The sequence below is a fragment of the Litorilituus sediminis genome, assembly GCF_004295665.1.
Lineage (GTDB): Bacteria > Pseudomonadota > Gammaproteobacteria > Enterobacterales > Alteromonadaceae > Colwellia > Colwellia sediminis.
Genome location: NZ_CP034759.1, coordinates 1280993 through 1299457, shown reverse-complemented (window position 1 = coordinate 1299457; position 18465 = coordinate 1280993). Strand labels below are relative to the sequence as shown.

At 38.7% G+C, this 18465-nt stretch carries 13 protein-coding genes; 5 read left to right on the top strand and 8 right to left on the bottom strand.

Annotated elements, in window-relative coordinates; genetic code table 11:
* Positions 1 to 138: 138 nt before the first annotated feature.
* Complete coding sequence (locus tag EMK97_RS05855; RefSeq protein ID WP_130600291.1) at positions 139 to 2772, top strand: Ig-like domain-containing protein; 2634 nt, start codon at positions 139 to 141, stop codon at positions 2770 to 2772.
* 304 nt (positions 2773 to 3076) lie between these two features.
* Here EMK97_RS05855 and EMK97_RS05850 read toward each other — a convergent pair whose 3' ends face one another.
* A complete protein-coding gene (locus EMK97_RS05850; RefSeq protein ID WP_130600289.1) occupies positions 3077 to 4198 on the bottom strand; it encodes an arginase family protein in 1122 nt (373 codons plus the stop codon).
* 441 nt (positions 4199 to 4639) lie between these two features.
* Between EMK97_RS05850 and topA the strand changes: the two genes are divergently transcribed.
* Complete coding sequence (gene topA, locus EMK97_RS05845) at positions 4640 to 7297, top strand: type I DNA topoisomerase (protein WP_130600287.1); 2658 nt, start codon at positions 4640 to 4642, stop codon at positions 7295 to 7297.
* 67 nt (positions 7298 to 7364) lie between these two features.
* Here the strand turns inward: topA and EMK97_RS05840 are convergent, their stop codons facing one another.
* The 3 genes from EMK97_RS05840 to EMK97_RS05830 form a co-directional block, all read right to left on the bottom strand.
* Positions 7365 to 7733 (bottom strand): ribosome recycling factor family protein, encoded by a 369-nt coding sequence (locus EMK97_RS05840; protein WP_130600285.1) that lies wholly within the window; start codon positions 7731 to 7733, stop codon positions 7365 to 7367.
* An 80-nt stretch (positions 7734 to 7813) separates the two neighbouring features.
* Positions 7814 to 9139, bottom strand: coding sequence for an IS4 family transposase (locus tag EMK97_RS05835; protein WP_130600283.1), 1326 nt, complete (start codon positions 9137 to 9139; stop codon positions 7814 to 7816).
* 130 nt (positions 9140 to 9269) lie between these two features.
* Positions 9270 to 10040 (bottom strand): hypothetical protein, encoded by a 771-nt coding sequence (locus EMK97_RS05830; RefSeq protein WP_130600281.1) that lies wholly within the window; start codon positions 10038 to 10040, stop codon positions 9270 to 9272.
* 329 nt (positions 10041 to 10369) lie between these two features.
* Between EMK97_RS05830 and cysB the strand changes: the two genes are divergently transcribed.
* Positions 10370 to 11344 (top strand): HTH-type transcriptional regulator CysB, encoded by a 975-nt coding sequence (gene cysB, locus EMK97_RS05825; RefSeq protein ID WP_130600279.1) that lies wholly within the window; start codon positions 10370 to 10372, stop codon positions 11342 to 11344.
* 66 nt (positions 11345 to 11410) lie between these two features.
* On the opposite strand, the gene EMK97_RS05820 is transcribed toward cysB, so the two are convergent.
* On the bottom strand, positions 11411 to 11656 hold the full coding sequence (locus EMK97_RS05820) for a YfhL family 4Fe-4S dicluster ferredoxin (RefSeq protein WP_130600277.1): 246 nt from the start codon (positions 11654 to 11656) through the stop codon (positions 11411 to 11413).
* A gap of 9 nt (positions 11657 to 11665) precedes the next feature.
* Positions 11666 to 13066, bottom strand: a complete 1401-nt coding sequence (gene trhP, locus EMK97_RS05815; RefSeq protein ID WP_130600275.1) for a prephenate-dependent tRNA uridine(34) hydroxylase TrhP — start codon at positions 13064 to 13066, stop codon at positions 11666 to 11668.
* Positions 13067 to 13343: 277 nt separating this feature from the next.
* On the opposite strand from trhP, the gene EMK97_RS05810 reads away from it, so the two are divergent.
* A complete protein-coding gene (locus EMK97_RS05810; protein WP_130600273.1) occupies positions 13344 to 14186 on the top strand; it encodes an HDOD domain-containing protein in 843 nt (280 codons plus the stop codon).
* A gap of 115 nt (positions 14187 to 14301) precedes the next feature.
* Here the strand turns inward: EMK97_RS05810 and rdgC are convergent, their stop codons facing one another.
* Positions 14302 to 15225: a recombination-associated protein RdgC gene (gene rdgC, locus EMK97_RS05805; RefSeq protein WP_130600271.1), complete on the bottom strand. Its 924-nt coding sequence runs from the start codon at positions 15223 to 15225 to the stop codon at positions 14302 to 14304.
* 147 nt (positions 15226 to 15372) lie between these two features.
* Positions 15373 to 17124: a sensor histidine kinase gene (locus EMK97_RS05800; protein ID WP_130600269.1), complete on the bottom strand. Its 1752-nt coding sequence runs from the start codon at positions 17122 to 17124 to the stop codon at positions 15373 to 15375.
* A gap of 290 nt (positions 17125 to 17414) precedes the next feature.
* On the opposite strand from EMK97_RS05800, the gene EMK97_RS05795 reads away from it, so the two are divergent.
* Positions 17415 to 18362 carry a porin gene (locus EMK97_RS05795; RefSeq protein WP_130600267.1) on the top strand — a complete coding sequence of 316 codons (948 nt, stop codon included), beginning with the start codon at positions 17415 to 17417 and terminating at the stop codon, positions 18360 to 18362.
* Positions 18363 to 18465 lie beyond the last annotated feature (103 nt).

Here is an 18465-nt window from a genome sequence, read left to right as displayed (position 1 = left end):
TTTATTGGCAAATAATGAAAGCAGTTTTTTTAAGCCGCTAAACTATTTCGCTTTTTTTTGCATTAAGCAGTACCTTTTTGTTATTTATCGGTTAATATGTTTAATTATGAACAAAGAAAAACAAAATAGGGATGCTGTATGCAGTTACTTCGACGTTTAAGTTTTACTATGCTAATGATGTCATTGATGACATTAGTTGGCTGTGGCGGTGGAGATGGAGGCGATCTCACAGGTGGTGGCGGTGGAACTGATCCAGAGCCAGATGCTATCGTTATTACTTTATCTAAATCTGATGGCGATTTATCGGGGACAAATGATGTAACTATCACCGCAACGGTAACGGAAGGAGATTCTGCTTTAGCGAATAAATTAGTTACCTTTACTTTATCAGATGATAGCTTGGCTTCATTTACGCCAGAATCGGGTACTGCTGTAACTAATGCAAGTGGTGTGGCTACTATTGTTGTTAAAGCAACCACTATTACAGGTGGCCTTAGTGTTACTGCAACGGTTGAAGATGTTGACCCTGTTAGCATCGGCTTAACGAGCTTAGGTGGTGGTGAAGGCCCTAATGAGTTGGCAGTATCTTTAACAATATCGAATCCAGAAGTTTCAGCTGCAAACCCATCTGTGTTGACATTTAGCATTCGTTTAAATGATGTTCCCGTGCCTGATCAGCTGATCACATTTACTATAGATAATACAGAGTTAGCATCATTTATTCCTTCAGCTGGTACAGCAAGTACTGATGCAGAAGGTATTGCTACCATTAGTATTACTGCCGCAAGTCAAGCAGGCGCAGGCTTAATTACAGCAAGCATTGATGGAAATGCTCTAGCAACTACTACTTTTAATAGTTTAGGTGATGGTAATGATGGTGGAACACCAAATGTTGCAACACTTAAGCTGTTAACAAGTAGCCCACAATTAGCCTCCAGTGATGCTGATGAAATAACATTAACAGTAATAGCTAAAGATGCTAATAATAATTTGATTGAAGGTGTTCCAGTTGTTTTCTCTGCAAATGCGAAAGCATCACTAGGGAATTTTGTCGACAGTAATGGTGAAAGCTCAAATGTTACTAACGCTGAGGGGCGGGCATTTAAGATCTTAACTACAGTTGGTGAGCCTGAAAACCGTTTAATTACAGCTACAGTAGCTAGTGGTTCAATATCTGATACTGTAACCGTGCAAGTTGTAGGCACAACAGTCACATTAACAGGGTCTAGCTCGTTAGCTATTAATGATGAAAATACATTTATTATTAATGTGTTAGACTCAGACGGCAAACCAATTTCAGATACAACAGTATCACTTTCTCTAACAAATGAGTCAACAGAAAGTCCAACAGGAGATGTTGCAAACATCACACTGCCCGAATCAGTACAAACAGACTTTACCGGACAAGCTAGAATTGTAGTGATCGGTACTAGTGGTGGTACTAATACTATTGTGGCTTCAGCTTTGGGAGCGGAAGTTACTCAGGGTGTAAGTGTTCAAGCTGATTCATTCTTATTCACAGAATTTGGCGATGGCTCGAATAATGTTGATCCAACTGTAGTAGAAGTACCTGACGTTTTATTGTCAAAAACAGCTTCTATAACTTTGACTTGGTTAAGAGACGGGCTTCCTGTTGAAGATGGCACTGATGTTGGCTTTACTTCTACACGCGGTTCCTTATCTTCATCAAGTGCAAAAACGGTAGACGGTAAGGTGACAGCCACTATAACCTCAAACAATGCCGGTAAAGCACTCGTTACTTTTACTGGTACCGATAGCGTAAATGGCAAAGCAATAGAGCTAAACAACCAGCTAGAGTTTGAGTTTGTGGCAGATAATGCAGCGACATTGATCGCACAAACATCACCTAGTTCAATTGGCCCTAATGGTCAAACTTCTACTGTATCTGTTGTTGTTCGAGATGCTGCTGGCAATTTAGTTAAAAACAAAACCGTGGACTTTTTCTTGACCGATGTAAGTGGCGGTTCTATTTTCCCTGCTAGTGCGGTAACTGATAGTAATGGTAATGCTTCAACTGTTTATACCTCAAATAATATATCTGCAAAGGATGGTGTAGAGATTATTGCGACAGTAAAAGATACGCCAGAAGTAACAGATACTGCCTATATCACGGTGGCAGAAAGAGAGTTATTTATCGCTTTGGGTACTGGTAACTCAATTGAGCAAGTAGACTTGACGACTTATAATAAGCAGTACTCTATTTCTGTTACTGACATTAACTCAAACCCTGTATCAGGTGTATCTTTGACAGTATCTGCAATTCCGAAAAACTATTATAAGGGGTATTGGGTAAAAGTATTAGATGAAGGAGAGTTTGATCACTATGCGCCAGAGTATACCGCTATTTGTGATAATGAAGATGGCCTTGTTGGTCTGCCAGGCGCAATTGTAAATGGTCGCATAGACAAAGGTGAAGATTGGACCGAGGATTTTAATGGCGATGGTAATCTAACCCCTGGTAATATTGTAAATGTTACTGATCAAAATGCAGGGGTTTTTACCCATGAGTTTGTAACGGATAGTACAGGTAGAGTCCTGTTTGATATAATTTATGCAGAAGTTTTTGCTACTTGGGCTAATATTGACTTGATAGTAACAGCTAAAGTAGGTGGAACTGAAAGCTCCGCTAATGTATTGTTTACTTTGCCTGTACATTCAGAAGATATAACCAATGAAGATAACCCGCCAGCAAGTTTTATTGGCGGTCATGGCCCATTTGGTCGTGCTGATGATTGCAGAAACCCTAACTAAAATGGATTTTTCTAGAAAATAGGATACTGCTCATGGATAATGAAGATCGTTTAAGTTAATTGAACGATCTTCTGGAGGGCATAATAGGCGACATTGAAAGTGTAGCCTGTTTATATGTCTGAATTTTTTAAAGAGTTATAGACAAAAATAAAGTGTGAATCTTATCCATATTTTGTGCTAATTAAAGCACCGAATATATAAAACGCCGTTCGTTCTTAAACGAATGGCGTTATGCATATTGAGCCTTTTTATTAAGCTATGTTAACTAAATTTTAATAACTGTCATATGATAGTTACTAAACCTTTAATTCTTCGCCATTTCTTCAAGTAAAAACGCAGAAATTTCAGCACCAACAGATAAAGTCTTATCCCTTGCTTCATTACCGCGACCTGAGCTATCAGTAAAAGGGGCGATTTCCATCATGTCAGCACCGGTAATAGGGTATTTTGCTGCTAAAGCTTTTAAGATTGCCATTGCCTCTTCTGGCATTAAACCGTCTGGTTCTGGAGTTCCTGTGGCGCTGGCGTAGCTGTCATCAATAGCGTCAATGTCAAAGCTAACGTAAAGCTCATCAATATTTTCACCATCAAGTTGGGCAAAGATATTCTCTATGGTTTTTTCTACGCCTTGCTCTTTTACTTCATTAGCCCAGTGCTGTTTGACACCAAAAGTGTCCTCCCAGTGACTTTTTGGCTTACCACTAGAACGAATACCCACTTGAATTAAATGATGGTGTTCATGTAAATCATCTAAAATGTGGGTACACCATGAGCCAAAGCATAAATCGATACCTAAGCGCTCAACCAATAAATCGGTATGGGCATCAAAATGGATAATCGCCGCGCGTTTACCTTGTTTCTTTTTCGCTTGTAAATAAGCTTTAGTTAATGGGTAGCTAATACTGTGGTCGCCGCCAATACCAAAAATACCTTTCTCAGGGAATTCTGCGTAGAAGTCGTGTAATACATCTTCGGTAATGCTTAACGGGCTGATGCAGTAGTTACTGTTTTCATCTTGGTATAATGCTTTACGGCAATTGGCAATTGTTGCTTCGTTTAAGTATTTATCTGCTAAAAGGTGAGGGATCACTCTTACATCACCCATATCAAAAGCTTTTAGCTCGCTATAGTTTTCAATTAAAGTAGAGCGTAAAAATAACGGCCCCCAGTTGGCACCACGTAAAATACCACCGCCACAATCAGAGGCTATACCTAAAATTACCGCATTAGACGCCTCAGGAAGTTGATTTAAGGTGTTTTTCCATAATGTATCAACATCGGTAGCTTGGCCAAAGATTGCTTGATGTAATTGCTCTTTACGCTCTTTTGCTGTATTTACCGTAAATACGCCATTACCAGGAGGGCATAAGCAATTTTCTAGTTTATCTTTAAACGATGTCGTTAGTGACCGTGACTGGCTATTCATATAAAACTCTCGCCTCTTTTATCGGGTTGTTGTAATGGTGCGGCAAACGTTGAAGCACAACTATCAATAGATACCTTTCATATTCGAATTTATATGCTATTTGTTGAGCTGTTTCAGGGTTTTTAACGGGATAATTAAAAAATTCCCTTATTTTTTTTGTTAAAGTCTATTATGATTGCCGCAGAAATTTGACTATGGCTATTATAGCTAAAAGCGGTATACAGGTGAATGCCAGACAACAGGTATTGAAATAATTACTTGTCAGCATGCATATTTATAGATATACCTATAAATAGTTATGCATTGATTAGATAAACATTTAGAGGCTTTTTTTAAATTCTTCGCTTGCACTGCTAGCTTGCTCGCACTGTGCTAGAAAAATTGCATTGATGAATAAAAAAGCAAAAAAAATTTCGCCTTTTCGTAGGATTATTAACATTTATGGCAAAATCACTGGTTATTGTCGAGTCGCCAGCTAAAGCGAAGACAATTAACAAATACTTAGGAAAAGACTTTATTGTTAAGTCGAGTGTTGGTCATGTACGTGACTTACCACATAGCAGTACTGGCAAAAAAGTAGCCAGTAAGTCTCCAGCAGAAGTTCGTAAAATGACGCCGGAAGCCAAGGCTAAATACAAAGCTAAGCGTGATAAACAAGCTTTAGTTAATCGTATGGGCATTAACCCAGAAAAGGATTGGCAGGCAGACTATCAAATATTACCAGGCAAAGAAAAAGTTGTTACTGAGTTAAAGAAACTGGCTGATAAAGCAGATACTGTCTATCTCGCAACCGATTTGGATCGCGAGGGAGAGGCGATTGCTTGGCATTTAAAAGAAATTATTGGTGGCGAAGATGAAAAGTTTCGCCGCGTCGTATTTAATGAAATAACAGAAAGTTCAATTCAACAGGCGTTTTCGACTCCGGGCGAATTAAGCATGCCGGGCGTGAACGCGCAACAAGCAAGACGCTTTTTAGATAGAGTTGTTGGCTTTATGGTAAGCCCACTGCTATGGAAAAAAGTAGCGCGAGGTTTATCAGCAGGTCGAGTACAATCTGTAGCGGTTAAATTGGTTGTTGAGCGTGAGCGAGAAATCAAAGCTTTTGATCCGCAAGAGTTCTGGGAAGTGCATGCTGACACACATACAAGTGATGGTGAAGCATTAGCGCTGGCTGTAACCCATGAAAATGGTAGTGCTTTTAAACCAAGTAATGAAGCGGATACCAATAAAGCGCTAGAAAAATTAGCAAAAGCGAATTATCAAGTAAGTAAGCGTGAAGATAGACCGTCTAAAAGTACGCCGTCAGCGCCATTTATTACCTCTACATTACAGCAAGCGGCAAGTACAAAATTAGGGTATGGCGTAAAGCGTACCATGGGCTTGGCGCAGCGTTTATATGAAGCCGGTCATATTACCTATATGCGTACCGACTCAACTAATTTAAGTAAAGATGCGGTACAAATGTGTCGTGATTATATTAGTGATAATTTTGGTGATAACTACTTACCTGAAAAAGCAAAGGTTTATGGTTCTAAAGCGGGTGCACAAGAGGCGCATGAGGCCATTCGTCCATCAAATGTAAAATTAGAAGCAGCTTTACTTGAAGGCGTTGATGCTGATGCTAAAAAGTTGTACGAACTGATTTGGCGTCAATTTGTTGCCTGTCAAATGACCGCAGCTCGATACACAGTAAGTACATTAACTATTACCGCACAAGACTTTGAGCTAAAAGCGAAAGGGCGAGTCATGCAGTTTGATGGTTGGACTAAAGTTCACCCACAATTAGCAAAAGGTGATGATACGCACCTGCCAGATTTAGCCGTAGGTGAGAAACTAACCTTAGATAAGTTAGAGCCTAGTCAGCACTTTACTAAGCCACCAGCTCGTTTTGGTGAAGCGTCATTAGTTAAGGAGCTAGAAAAACGCTCGATTGGTAGACCGTCAACCTACGCTTCTATTATTTCTACAATTCAAGACAGGGGTTATGTTCGTCTTGATAAAAAGCGCTTTTATGCTGAAAAAATGGGTGAAATTGTCACTGATAGCTTATCAATTAGTTTTGAAAACTTAATGAGCTATGATTTTACTGCCAATATGGAACAAGAGCTGGATGCGATTGCTGATGGTGAAGTTAATTGGAAAGATGTACTGGATGAGTTCTATAAAAACTTCAGTAAGAATTTAGAGCTGGCTAATAAAGAGTCCAATGATGGTGGCATGCCAACCAATAGCCCAGTATTAACCGATATTGATTGCCCAAGTTGTGGTCGTAAAATGGGTATTAGAACAGCATCTACAGGTGTATTCTTAGGTTGTTCTGGTTATGCCTTACCACCAAAAGAGCGTTGTACTACGACAATGAATTTAACGCCAGGTGAAGAAGCGGTTAGCGTGCTGGCAGAAGATCAGGAAACTGAAGCGTTACGTGCAATGCATCGTTGTGGTAAATGTAATACTGCGATGGATAGCTATTTAATAGATGAAACGCGCAAGCTTCATGTGTGCGGTAATAACCCTGTTTGTGATGGTATCGAAGTTGAGCAGGGCACTTTTAAAATTAAGGGTTATGATGGCCCAGTTTTAGAATGTGATCGCTGTCAGTCAGATATGGAGCTGAAATCTGGTCGTTTTGGTAAGTACTTCGACTGCACTAATGAGGAATGTAAAAATACTCGTAAGTTGCTGGCAAATGGTGAAGCAGCGCCGCCGAAAGAAGATCCGGTGCAGTTACCAGAACTTGCCTGTGAGAAGTCTGATGCGCATTTTGTTTTAAGAGATGGGGCGGCTGGTATCTTTTTAGCGGCCAGTACTTTCCCACGCTCAAGAGAGACCAGAGCGCCGAAAGTTGCTGAGTTGAAACGCTTTAGAGATAGAATTTCCAGTAAATTTCATTACTTAGCTGATGCGCCGGAGCAAGATGCAGAGGGTAATTTAGCTATTGTCCGCTTTAGTCGTAAAAGTAAAGAGCAGTATGTTATGACTGAGGTTGACGGTAAGGCAACAGGTTGGACTGCAAAATATATTGACGGCAAGTGGGTTGAAGAGCAGCCGAAAAAGAAAGCTGTTAAGAAGAAGGCTCCTGCAAAAGCTAAAAAATAACTCTAGCTATAGTTGAATTGTAAAGGTGGCACTTGCCACCTTTTTTATTGCGGCTCATCTTAATTGTTTAATCTAGCCCTTCGAGCTCATCGAGTACTTTTCTTGCCTGTGCTATGGTGCAGTCGGTTTGTGCCATTAAACTTGCAACCGTGACATTTTGCATCCTGTGAGCCAGTTGGATAAGTGACTCGTGGCTTAGGTCCTGATATTGCTGTTTAAGTAGCTTTGCCAGCCAAAGCCAGCTAGCTTCATCTTGGCATTCAATTTCATGAATAATAGCTTGAATTTGTGAGAAGTTAGCTTTTAATTGCCAATTTCTTGATTTGCCAATGCGTTGAAGCTCACAACCTTGGGCACGTATTATTGCTTTTAATGCGTATGCCTTCATTGTTCTACGTAAAAAGGAAGGTAAGGTTATGGAGTTAATAGATTGCACTTAAAATCTCAAACGAGCATATTTACTAAAACTATTGCTATCATACACAAAAAAGCCAGCGATGGCTTAACACATGTCAATTAAGCATGTTTTGATTTGACAGGGTAGCGGGTTTTAGAAATACGAACGGTCCGGGCTTTGGGCCGTTTTCGTTTCTCTGGCAATATAAATTGTTTTACGTTTTCCCGCATCGCCCTCAACTTTTTAGGAATACTACCTGGTGAGGCTATTGCACACCACATAAACTCATCTTGGATAAATCGCATTGCCATCACAAAGCTTATGCGTAACGGAGAGACTTGTGCTTCTGTCGCTATTTGGCTTATCTCGGCTCTAATTAGGTTATACGCAATTAATAATCCCCATATTTCTTGCTTTATGCCCTGAACTGTTTGGCTTCTAAGCAATATTGCATTATCAAGCTGAAATTGCTTTAACTCCCCATAGCCATTTTCTATCTCCCAACGCTCGAAGTACACTGCCAGAATATCTTCTGCTTTGTATTTATTAATGTCAGTTAAAGAGCTCAGGAGCCCTTTAATATGATTACTTTGTTTGTTTTCTGGGTAAGTAACGAGGCGAGCTTGCCAAACTTCAGGTAAACTCGGGTCTTGTTTTCTGGCATGATTTGATACTGACATTTCAATGAGAAAATCATGTTCACTGTACTGTTCAATGACACGGTATTTGGTATTACTTTTTATGGGGGTTAACCAGTGCTGCTCTTGGTTATGCTGTTGCCAATTAATCATGAGCTCTGCGCTTAGGTAGCACCTATCAAAAATAGTGAGTGAATTTGCTGATGCTGATGAAATTAACTGTTTCGCATAATTAACCTCGCCAACTCGGCTTGAGCCAAATGCGACATCTTTTATTAGGCGACTACGCAATGACATTAATGCACATAATCGTACTACTGGATATTCAAGGTGTTTATCTTGGCGGTGCTTGATATACCCAAACTCGCTTGCAGTTTCTGGCGTGTCTGCACAACGAAGCTGTGTGCCATCCACTGAAAAAAGTGATAGCCCACACCAAGTATCATCCCCATCTTGTTGTTGTGACCAATGTGTCGCCGTCAATTTAAATAGTTCAGCTAATGGAGTGTCACTTAAGCGCTTTCGTGCTTGCGGGATTGCACTGGGAGCAAGTGTTTCACCCAGTTTATCTGACAGTATTAGGTCAAGTTTATCAACAACCTCGGTAATAGGGTGATTACGATAAAGGCCTATTCCCACGATGAGCCAGACAACAAGCTCAGCTGGTAGTTTGCGCCTTCTCATACTGGCTTTATCCGTTTCAACGAGTACCTTCTCTATCCATTCCATTGGCAAATGTTTTTGGAAAACAGATAAATCTTCGGGAGCAGCAAAAGTGTCTGTATCGAGTAACCAATTTGAAAGCATAAAAAAATCCAGTGACTTGTGATCACTGGATTTTGACAGATTGTAAAGATCGTTCAACCGATCATAATAATTTTCTTAACTGATCGGTGTTAAGCGATGGCTGGCTTTAATCGGGAATAGCGTATTGTTACTACCATTTCTTTTTTGGTTGAAACAGCATATCCAATTCGTCTTCTTCACTTTTGGCCTTTTTCGCAGCATCTTTGGCATTCGTATTTTTCAGGGCGTTGGTGATTTCTTCAAGTTGCTCTTTTATTTCTGCTTGTCTTGTGGCGATATAGTCAGTTTTTACTGGGCTATTGGCTAGTGTTTGCAGTGCTTTTTCAAAATACTGGCGCGCAGAGCCCAACATTTCTTTATTGTATGCTTGTGTGCCACGCTTAACTAAGCTTTCTATATTAATTTTTAACTGCATAGCGCCTAAACGGTTATCTTCGTGAGTAAAGGTTTGTGCATCTAAAGCTCCCTTACTTTGCTCTGACTTGAGTGTGACTCGTAATTTTTTTATACATTGCAATATGGCTACAAGCTGTTGCTCATTATCAGGCAAGGTAAACTTTTCATCTTGTGGTGGGTTGTTAGCGGCAAGGTCTTCGGCTGCTTTTAAGCGAGATGTTAATTCTTGTACGCGGTTTTTAATTCCTTTTACGTCAGGCATTAACTCTTGCATTGCTTTTGCCGCATTTAAACTTCTGCGGTTAAGAATTTGTACAACTGTAGGGTTACTTGGCAAGTTTGCCAGATTCAAGATCAGCTCTTCACTTTCATCAATAATAGCTTTTTGTTTGGCTACTTTTACTCGCTTTTCTGCTTCAAGCTTTTCTTTGTGTTGTTGAATTGAGCTAACCACTACAACAAAGATAATAAGGGCAAGGAGTAGGCCAACAATAATTGCGATCATGTAAAGTTCTCTTATTTGATTTAGGCAAGTGCATAATGATGTACTTTGCTAAGTGTATTAACTTTTTATCTATAGGCAGTCTACAAAAAATGCTTTGTTTAGCAAAGTGCTAGTTGCAACTTTATTGTAAATAATATGCGATAAAAAATTTAGTATAAGAAACCAGTAAATATGTGGGTTTATTATCTATTATAATTTAGTTTAAAAATGTATAAGCAGTGTTTTTGCTCGAATGTTGAATTTTATTTACGAAAAATGAAAATTATTATGGAATAAATGTTCGATTAAGTATATTCTTTTGGCATAAGAAGTCCTGCGAAGTCCTGTTTATGAAATTGCAACAACTACGTTATATTGTCGAAGTACTTAATAATAACTTAAATGTTTCAGCTACAGCTGAAAGTTTGTTTACCTCTCAACCTGGTATTTCTAAACAAGTTAGAATGCTAGAAGATGAATTAGGTATTCAAATCTTTGGCCGTAGTGGTAAGCATTTAACCCATGTTACATCCGCGGGTCAAGATGTTATTAATATTGCCACGCAAATACTTTCTAAAGTGGAAGGCATTAAAGCGGTTGCCAGAGAGCATACTCAGCCAGATGAAGGTAAATTACGTATAGCAACGACTCACACACAGGCTAGATATGCTTTACCAGATGTCATTCAGGGCTTTGTGAAAAAATACAATAAAGTTTCTTTGCAGATGTCACAGGGCACACCGGCACAAATTAGTGATATGGCGGCAAAAGGTGAGGCAGATTTTGCCATTGCCACTGAGTCATTACATCTTTATAACGATTTAGTGATGTTGCCATGTTACCACTGGAATCGCAGCATTATCGTACGTCCTGATCATCCATTAGCTAAGATGAAACATGTTAGCATTGAAGATGTTGCTAAGTACTCTTTGGTTACTTATGTGTTTGGGTTTACTGGCCGTTCAGAATTGGATGCCGCATTTAATGCTGTTGGCGCAGAGCCAAAGATTGCCTTTACAGCAACAGATGCTGATGTGATTAAAACCTATGTACGTTTAGGTGTTGGTGTCGGTGTTATTGCCTCTATGGCAATAGATGAGCGTATTGATAGTGATTTAGTTGCCATTGATGCTAGTCACTTGTTTAAAAGTAGTACCACTAAAATTGGTTTTAGAAGAGGCAGTTTCTTACGTGGTTATATGTATGACTTTATTGAGCGCTTTGCACCACACTTAACCAAAGATATCGTTACACGAGCCATGCTCCTTAAGAACAACCATGAAGTTGATGAGCTGTTGGCAAATGTAAAACTTCCTACGCGCTAATCATTCTATTAGCTGAAACAAAAAAGCAGAACTTTCAAGTTCTGCTTTTTTGTTGGTATTTTGTTATTAACCGTGCATCTTGAAGAATTTAGCCAGCAGCGCTTCTTCATCTTCTACATGATTTTCATCAGGTTTAATGCAGTCAATAGGGCAAACACTGACACAAGTGGGTTTATCATAGTGTCCTACACATTCTGTGCACTTATCAGGATCAATTTCATAAATGTTCTCTCCCAGGGCGATTGCACCATTGGGACATTCAGGATCACACATATCACAGTTGATGCATGCATCTTCAATGATTAATGCCACGTTTACTACCTATTTATCTGCTTGGTTTTGCGCGAATGGGTGGCGTGTTGTTCCGCCTTCATCTAAATAGCGCATAATAATGCCGAATTTTAAGTCTAAATCGGTATCTAGCTCAATTGATACTTGATGACCTGAGCCTTTAGCATCGGTAATTGCTTCGCCTTTTCTATTAAGCATATTCTCTAATGTAAAAGTGATATTGCCTTGTGGTGTCATTAGCTCTAACTGATCGCCCACTAAGAACTTATTTTTTACATCTATTTCGACTAAACCTGTTTCACTGTTTCTACCGGTAACTTCACCAACAAACTGCTGCGTATCACTTTTTGAATAACCGTAATCATAGTTTTGAGTATCGCCATGGCGGTGACGTTGTAAAAAGCCTTCCGTATAACCACGGTGAGCTAAGTGCTCTAAGTCAGTATTAAGTTGTTGATTAAACGCTTTATTATTCATGGCATCTAAGATGGCTTGATTATATACTTGAGCCGTTCTTGCGCAGTAATAGAAAGACTTGGTACGTCCTTCAATTTTTAATGAATGCACACCCATTTTTACAAGGCGCTCTACATGCTCAACGGCGCGTAAATCTTTTGAATTCATAATATAAGTGCCATGCTCATCTTCGAATGCCGGCATATATTCACCCGGTCGCCCTTGCTCTTGCAGTAGTACTACGTCATCAATAGGTTTTTGCTCAGGAATAATGATATCTTGCTCTGGGGTATATATTTGCGGCGGCTCTTGCTCGGCCGGTGCTACGGCAATAATGTCACCTGTTTCGGTTTCTTTTGCTTCATGGGTGTCATACTTCCAACGACATGAGTTGGTGCAAGTCCCTTGGTTCGGATCGCGCTTATTAATATAGCCAGAAAGCAGACAACGGCCAGAATAAGCCATACATAGCGCACCATGAACAAAGACTTCAAGCTCCATTTCTGGGCAATGCATACGAATATCTTCAATTTCATCAAGCGATAATTCTCTTGATAAAATGACACGCTCAACCCCTTGTTGGTGCCAAAACTTAACCGTAGCCCAGTTTACTGCATTGGCTTGCACTGATAAGTGAATCGCCATATCAGGAAAGTTTTCTCTTACCATCATGATCAGGCCTGGATCTGACATAATCAGGGCATCCGGCTTCATATCGATTACCGGGCTTATGTCTTTTAAGAAGGTTTTTAGCTTGCCGTTATGGGGGGCAATATTATTAACTAAATAGAACTTCTTACCCAGTTGATGCGCTTCATCGATACCAATTTTGATATTTTCTAAACTAAATTCGTTATTACGCACTCGTAGTGAGTAACGAGGTTGACCTGCATAAACGGCATCTGCGCCGTAAGCAAATGCATAACGCATATTTTTTAAGCTACCTGCTGGTGAAAGTAGTTCAGGTTTGATCATGGTAAATATCTTTTCAATGTTAGTGAAACTCAGTATTGCTCTTTAGTTATAGCAATACTCGCTAGGCAGCGCATTATAGGGAAAAGCAACAAGCTCAGCAATGATCTTGTCGATATTTTCAGCTGTTGTTCAATATTCGTTTTTAAAGCAAATATACGCAGTAATTTCACTGCAAAAATATGTTGCTATTTTATTGAAAAATCATCAAAAAACCTTTTAGTTAATTTTAATTGTGCTACTTTTAATAGTAAGCACAATAAAAAAAAAGGTGGACTTTATGGCGACTGAAAATGCCTTATATACGATTTTAGTAGAAAAAATTAAGCAAGATACCTTAGTTCTTCCTACATTACCTGAGGTTGCATTAAAAGTTAGAACTGCTGCCGATGATCCTGATATTAACCTTAATCAAATGAGTGATATTATTGCCCAAGATCCTGCACTATCTCTAGGTATGCTAAAAGTAGCAAATAGTGCTTTGTTAGGGCGAAGTGTTAAGGTTGAGACCGTATCCCAAGCGGTGACTCGCATAGGTTTGAGACAAATTAAAAGTATTGCTACTGCAATGGCAATTGAGCAAGTATTTGTTTCTCAAAATGAAATTGTTGCTATGTATATGAAGAAGTCGTGGAATAAGACGATTGATATTGCCTCTGTAGCGATTAGCTTAATGTCAACTTATCTAAAAGATCACAAGCATACTTCTTTAAGCTTAGATACCATTACATTAGCGGCGTTAATACATAATATTGGTGTTTTACCTATTCTAACGGAAGCAGAGAGCCATCCTGATGTTTTTGCTAACCCAACATTCTTACAACAGGCGATAATTAAGCTATCAGGCCGAATTGGTGGTTCTATAACCAGAGCTTGGGGCTTTTCTGAAGAGCTGACTTTATTAGCGGAAAGTTGGAGCGATTTAACGGTTTTACCAGAAGAGGTACACTACTTAGACTTTATTCGTGCTGGCGCTATTTATCATAATGTCTTTAAAAATGAGTCAACCAAAGAAGCCTTGTTAAGTAATTATGTTAAGAAGGGCGTTTTATCTGATATTGATTATATGGAATCTGAAGAATTTAAAGATATGTGCGCTGATGTCAAAGCCATGTTTACTTAGTAAGTTAATTAGCAAATTACCCAGTAAATAGAGTGGCGCTATGTTTGTTCAGCATAGTATTAATCATGAAAAAGGGACTACTAAGTCCCTTTTTCATTTTATTACTTTAATTGCTTTAGTCTTTTGTTAAGTAATCAGTTGTTTTCATTGAAAACTCGGCAATAAGCTCAATAATAAATCGATTTAATTCGCCCGACATCAGGGCAAAGTCAGCGTCAAGTTTGGCAATTATATCGTCGCTGTCTATATCATCATTTTGTTCTTGTAATACATCATAAAACTTTAAGCGCTTTATCGCTAAGTCGTCGCAAAGAATAAAAGATAAAGACTCATCCCATTCAAGTGCAAGTTTTACTACATATTTGTCCGCATCAAGGTGTGCTTTCATTTCTTCACTTTGAAGATCTTGGTTTTTAACACGAACCACTGCACCATCATCACCTAAAGCATTAAGCTCTGCTTCCATGCCTAGTTGGAAATTTCCACCTAAGTTATTTTCTGTTAACCAGTCTGTCATGGTTTCATCGGCAGCTACGTCTGGATCAAAGCTTGTTACAGGCAATGTACCCAGTACCTTTCTTAGCAGTGCCAGTAAATCTTCCGCTTTACCGCGAGAGCTGCTGTTAATAACAATAATATTATTGGCAGGTGATATATAGGCATGAGTATCCGTTATGCGAGAAAACGCTCTTGGTAATAACTCAAAAATAATGTCTTCTTTGAATTGCTCTTTTTCTTTTTTGGTTGCACCGCGACCTTGGTCCTGCTCAAGTTGATTTACTTTCTCTTCTAGCTGATCTTTGATTACAGGGGCTGGTAGAATCTTTTCTTCTTTTCTAGCGCATATAAGAAAATTACCGTTTGCACTATGAACACAAGTGCTGCCGTGCTTTCCTAATGCGTTTACCCAGCCAAAGTGTGCTAATTCGGTTGAGCCGCATGGTGTAAAAAGGTGTTCTGATAAGTGCTTTTCTAAGTCTTGCTCACTCCACTCGAATGGGCGGGTAAAAGCGAAAAAGTATAAGTTTTTAAACCACATAGAGGAAATCCTAGGCTATCAACCTAGATATGTGTGACTGAATACATCTAGGTTAAGAAAATTTAGCTGGCTATCATACCTGAAAAAAAAATATCAGGCATTAGTTTCTCGCTTCATTAATTTTTCAGTGATAGCAAGAACACTAGGTTAGCTATATCTCATATCAGGGAAGTTCATTTCATAGATCAGCCCTTTATTTTCAGGACTTTTTGCTGTGATGGCACCATTTAATGTATCTATAGCAAGGTTGTACACTATATGTGTGCCTAAGCCAGTACCACCATGCTCAGCTTTAGTGGTGTAGAACGGCATAAACAGTTTCTCTAACTCCTCTGCGCTTAAACCACGGCCGTTATCTTGATAGGTTAAGTACAGTCGTTGTTGCTCCATTGCGATATCAATAATAATTTCACCGCGATTGATATGTTCAAAGCCATGGATTATAGAATTAATAATGAGGTTGATAATAATTTGCGCAATAGCGCCAGGGTGACTATAGAGCTCGATATCCGCTGCACAATGTACTTTGATGGTATGGTTGGTTTTTTTCAGTTTAGGGTGCAGCGATTGAATAATTTCATCTAAGAATTTAGCAACATTAATTAATCGGATTTTGTCATTGGTTTGATCAACAGCGACTTGTTTAAAACTTGCGATTAATTCTGATGCCCTATTTAAATTATTTAATAGTAACTCAACACTCTGCTCGGCATTATTTACAAAGGTTTCAATCGATTTTTTTGATAGTTTTTGTTCATTAATATCCTGATGGAGCTTGGCGATTATATCGGATAAGTAACTGGTAGAGGTGATACTAATACCAATTGGCGTATTGATTTCATGAGATACTTCAGCACTTAATATCCCTAATGATGCCATTTTTTCTGCATCTAATAGCCTATCTTGTGCTTTGCTTAGTTCAAGAATAGAGCTTTTTAGTTCTTTGTTGGTGGCAACTAAAGTATCTTCTGTTTTTCGTCTACGTAAGTTCTCTTCTTCGAGTTGCTTTTGTTGGTTTAGCATTTCTTGCTGTTGCACTTCCATTTTCAGCATATTGCTACTTAATGTGGATGTTTTACGCGCAACTTCTTGCTCTAACAATAAGTTTTGTTCATCGAGTTTATCGTTGGCTGAAATTGTTTCCCGTTGTGAAAGTGCTAGTTTATCTTTAAAGTCGACTAGCTCATCAATTAAGTTGTTATAAGCATCTTCGAGAATATTTAACTCATTTTTTTCATAGTTCATGGTGTGAAGCTTTGATGCTTCAGGATCGTTAAGATCAACTTGTTTGATTTGCTCTGTTAACTCATTCAAAGGCTCTGTTAGCAGCTTATTAAAGGCAAGCAAGAATAAAAATACTAAAAAGGCTGTTTTCACCACGGCATTACCAATAAGGAAATAGATGCCAACCTCTATTCTACTAAAGATAACATCATTACTTGAAAGTAGGGTGACTGTACCCACTGTTGTGGTTCTACCGGAAAATTCGAAGATAAGCGGAAATGAGTGACCAAATAAACCTTCGCTTAATGAGTTAATACTTTGGTGATCTGTGCTGATGCTAACATCTTGGCCTTCTTCCGTTGTATGATCTGATATCACTTCCCCTAGCTGGGTAATAATATTGTTAGCTTCATCGCTTACCGTGATCCCTTTAATCATAGGTATGGCAATAAGGCCTTCAGAAATATCGATTGCTTGCTGGGTGTTTAGCTCCCAAACCGCACGCGTTAAGCTACCACTAATGGTTTTTTGTAGGGTGAGTAATTCACTGTTGATATGGCTTTTGGTATTAAAATATTCAGCAATTATCTGAATGCCCGTCACACTTACCGTCAAAATAAAGTATACGGAAAGCACTCTTGTTAGCAGTTTTCTCGAAATGCTGGTTATTTTCATAGAAGTTTCTTTATTGCCTTTATCTCTATATTTTCGATTCTAGCTAGTTTTCCATATCAATAACATGAATTTTATTGATTATTAAGTGCTTATTAAGCAAACACTGTAATTTTAGACTAAAATTTTCAAATATTGCACATGGCGACAAAACATTTGTGCTTTTTGTATGAAAGATCTAATTTTTGGCAAATTTTTGTCTTGCTGTCATATTTGTGTAACAAAGAAGACATAAAATTATCACATTAAAGTAATTAAACGGTCATTTTGATTAAATGTTAGGGTCTAACAATATGAAATTTTCTAAACAAGCACTACTCGTTGCAATGCTACCTGTTATTCATGCTCCAGTTATGGCAGCAAATGTTGATATTTATGGGCGTGCAGATGTCTCGGTTCAATCTTCTGATGATGGTGAAGGTAATTATTCTGAAATTAAGAGTAATGCTTCTCGTATTGGCTTTAAAGGCAATCATGCATTAACTGAAGACTTAGAAGTTGTTTTTAAGGCGGAGTTTGAAATCGATATTGATGGTGATGGCGATACCTTCAAGCAGCGTAATCAATATATCGGTTTAAAAGGTGTTTTTGGTGAAGTGTTATTTGGTAAGAACGATAGCATGCTTAAGCAGTCGCAAGGTAAAGCAGATGTTTTTAGTGATCTTAATGGTGATATCAAGCACTTATGGGTTGGTGAAAATCGTCTTAGCAATACCGTTAGCTATAAGACACCTAAATACCATGGTTTGCAACTAGGTTTGACTTATGTGGCAGAAGATGAGGTTGACGGTCAAGATGCGTTATCAGTTGCTGCTTTTTATGGTGATAAAAAACTTAAAAAATCAAATGTATATGCTTCAGTAGCGTATGACTCAGAAGTGAAAGGTAAGTCTAGGGACGGCGCTGTATCAGGTTATTTTGATACTATACGTGCTACGGTAGCAGGTAAGTTTTCAGGTGTTACGTTAGCACTAATGCTACAAAACCAAGAAGATATCGATACAGGTGAAGAAATGGATGGCTTTATGGTATCGGCAAAATATAGCTTAGATAAGTTTACCTTTAAAGGCCAGTACCAAGGAGCCGATCATAAAGATGGTGACAATCGTAGCGGTATGACAGCTGGTGTCGATTATAAGCTGGCAAAAAGCACCAAGTTATACGCTTTTTACACTAGCTTTGATTTAGATACTGTTAATGATCAAGACTATTTAGCGGCTGGTATTCAGTATAATTTTTAATTAGCTCTTTCATAATTAAAGAAAAAAGTCGCAGTAGCGACTTCAGACTGATGATAAAGTCCTAGACAGTAGTCTAGGACTTTGATCTAATAAAAACATGGAA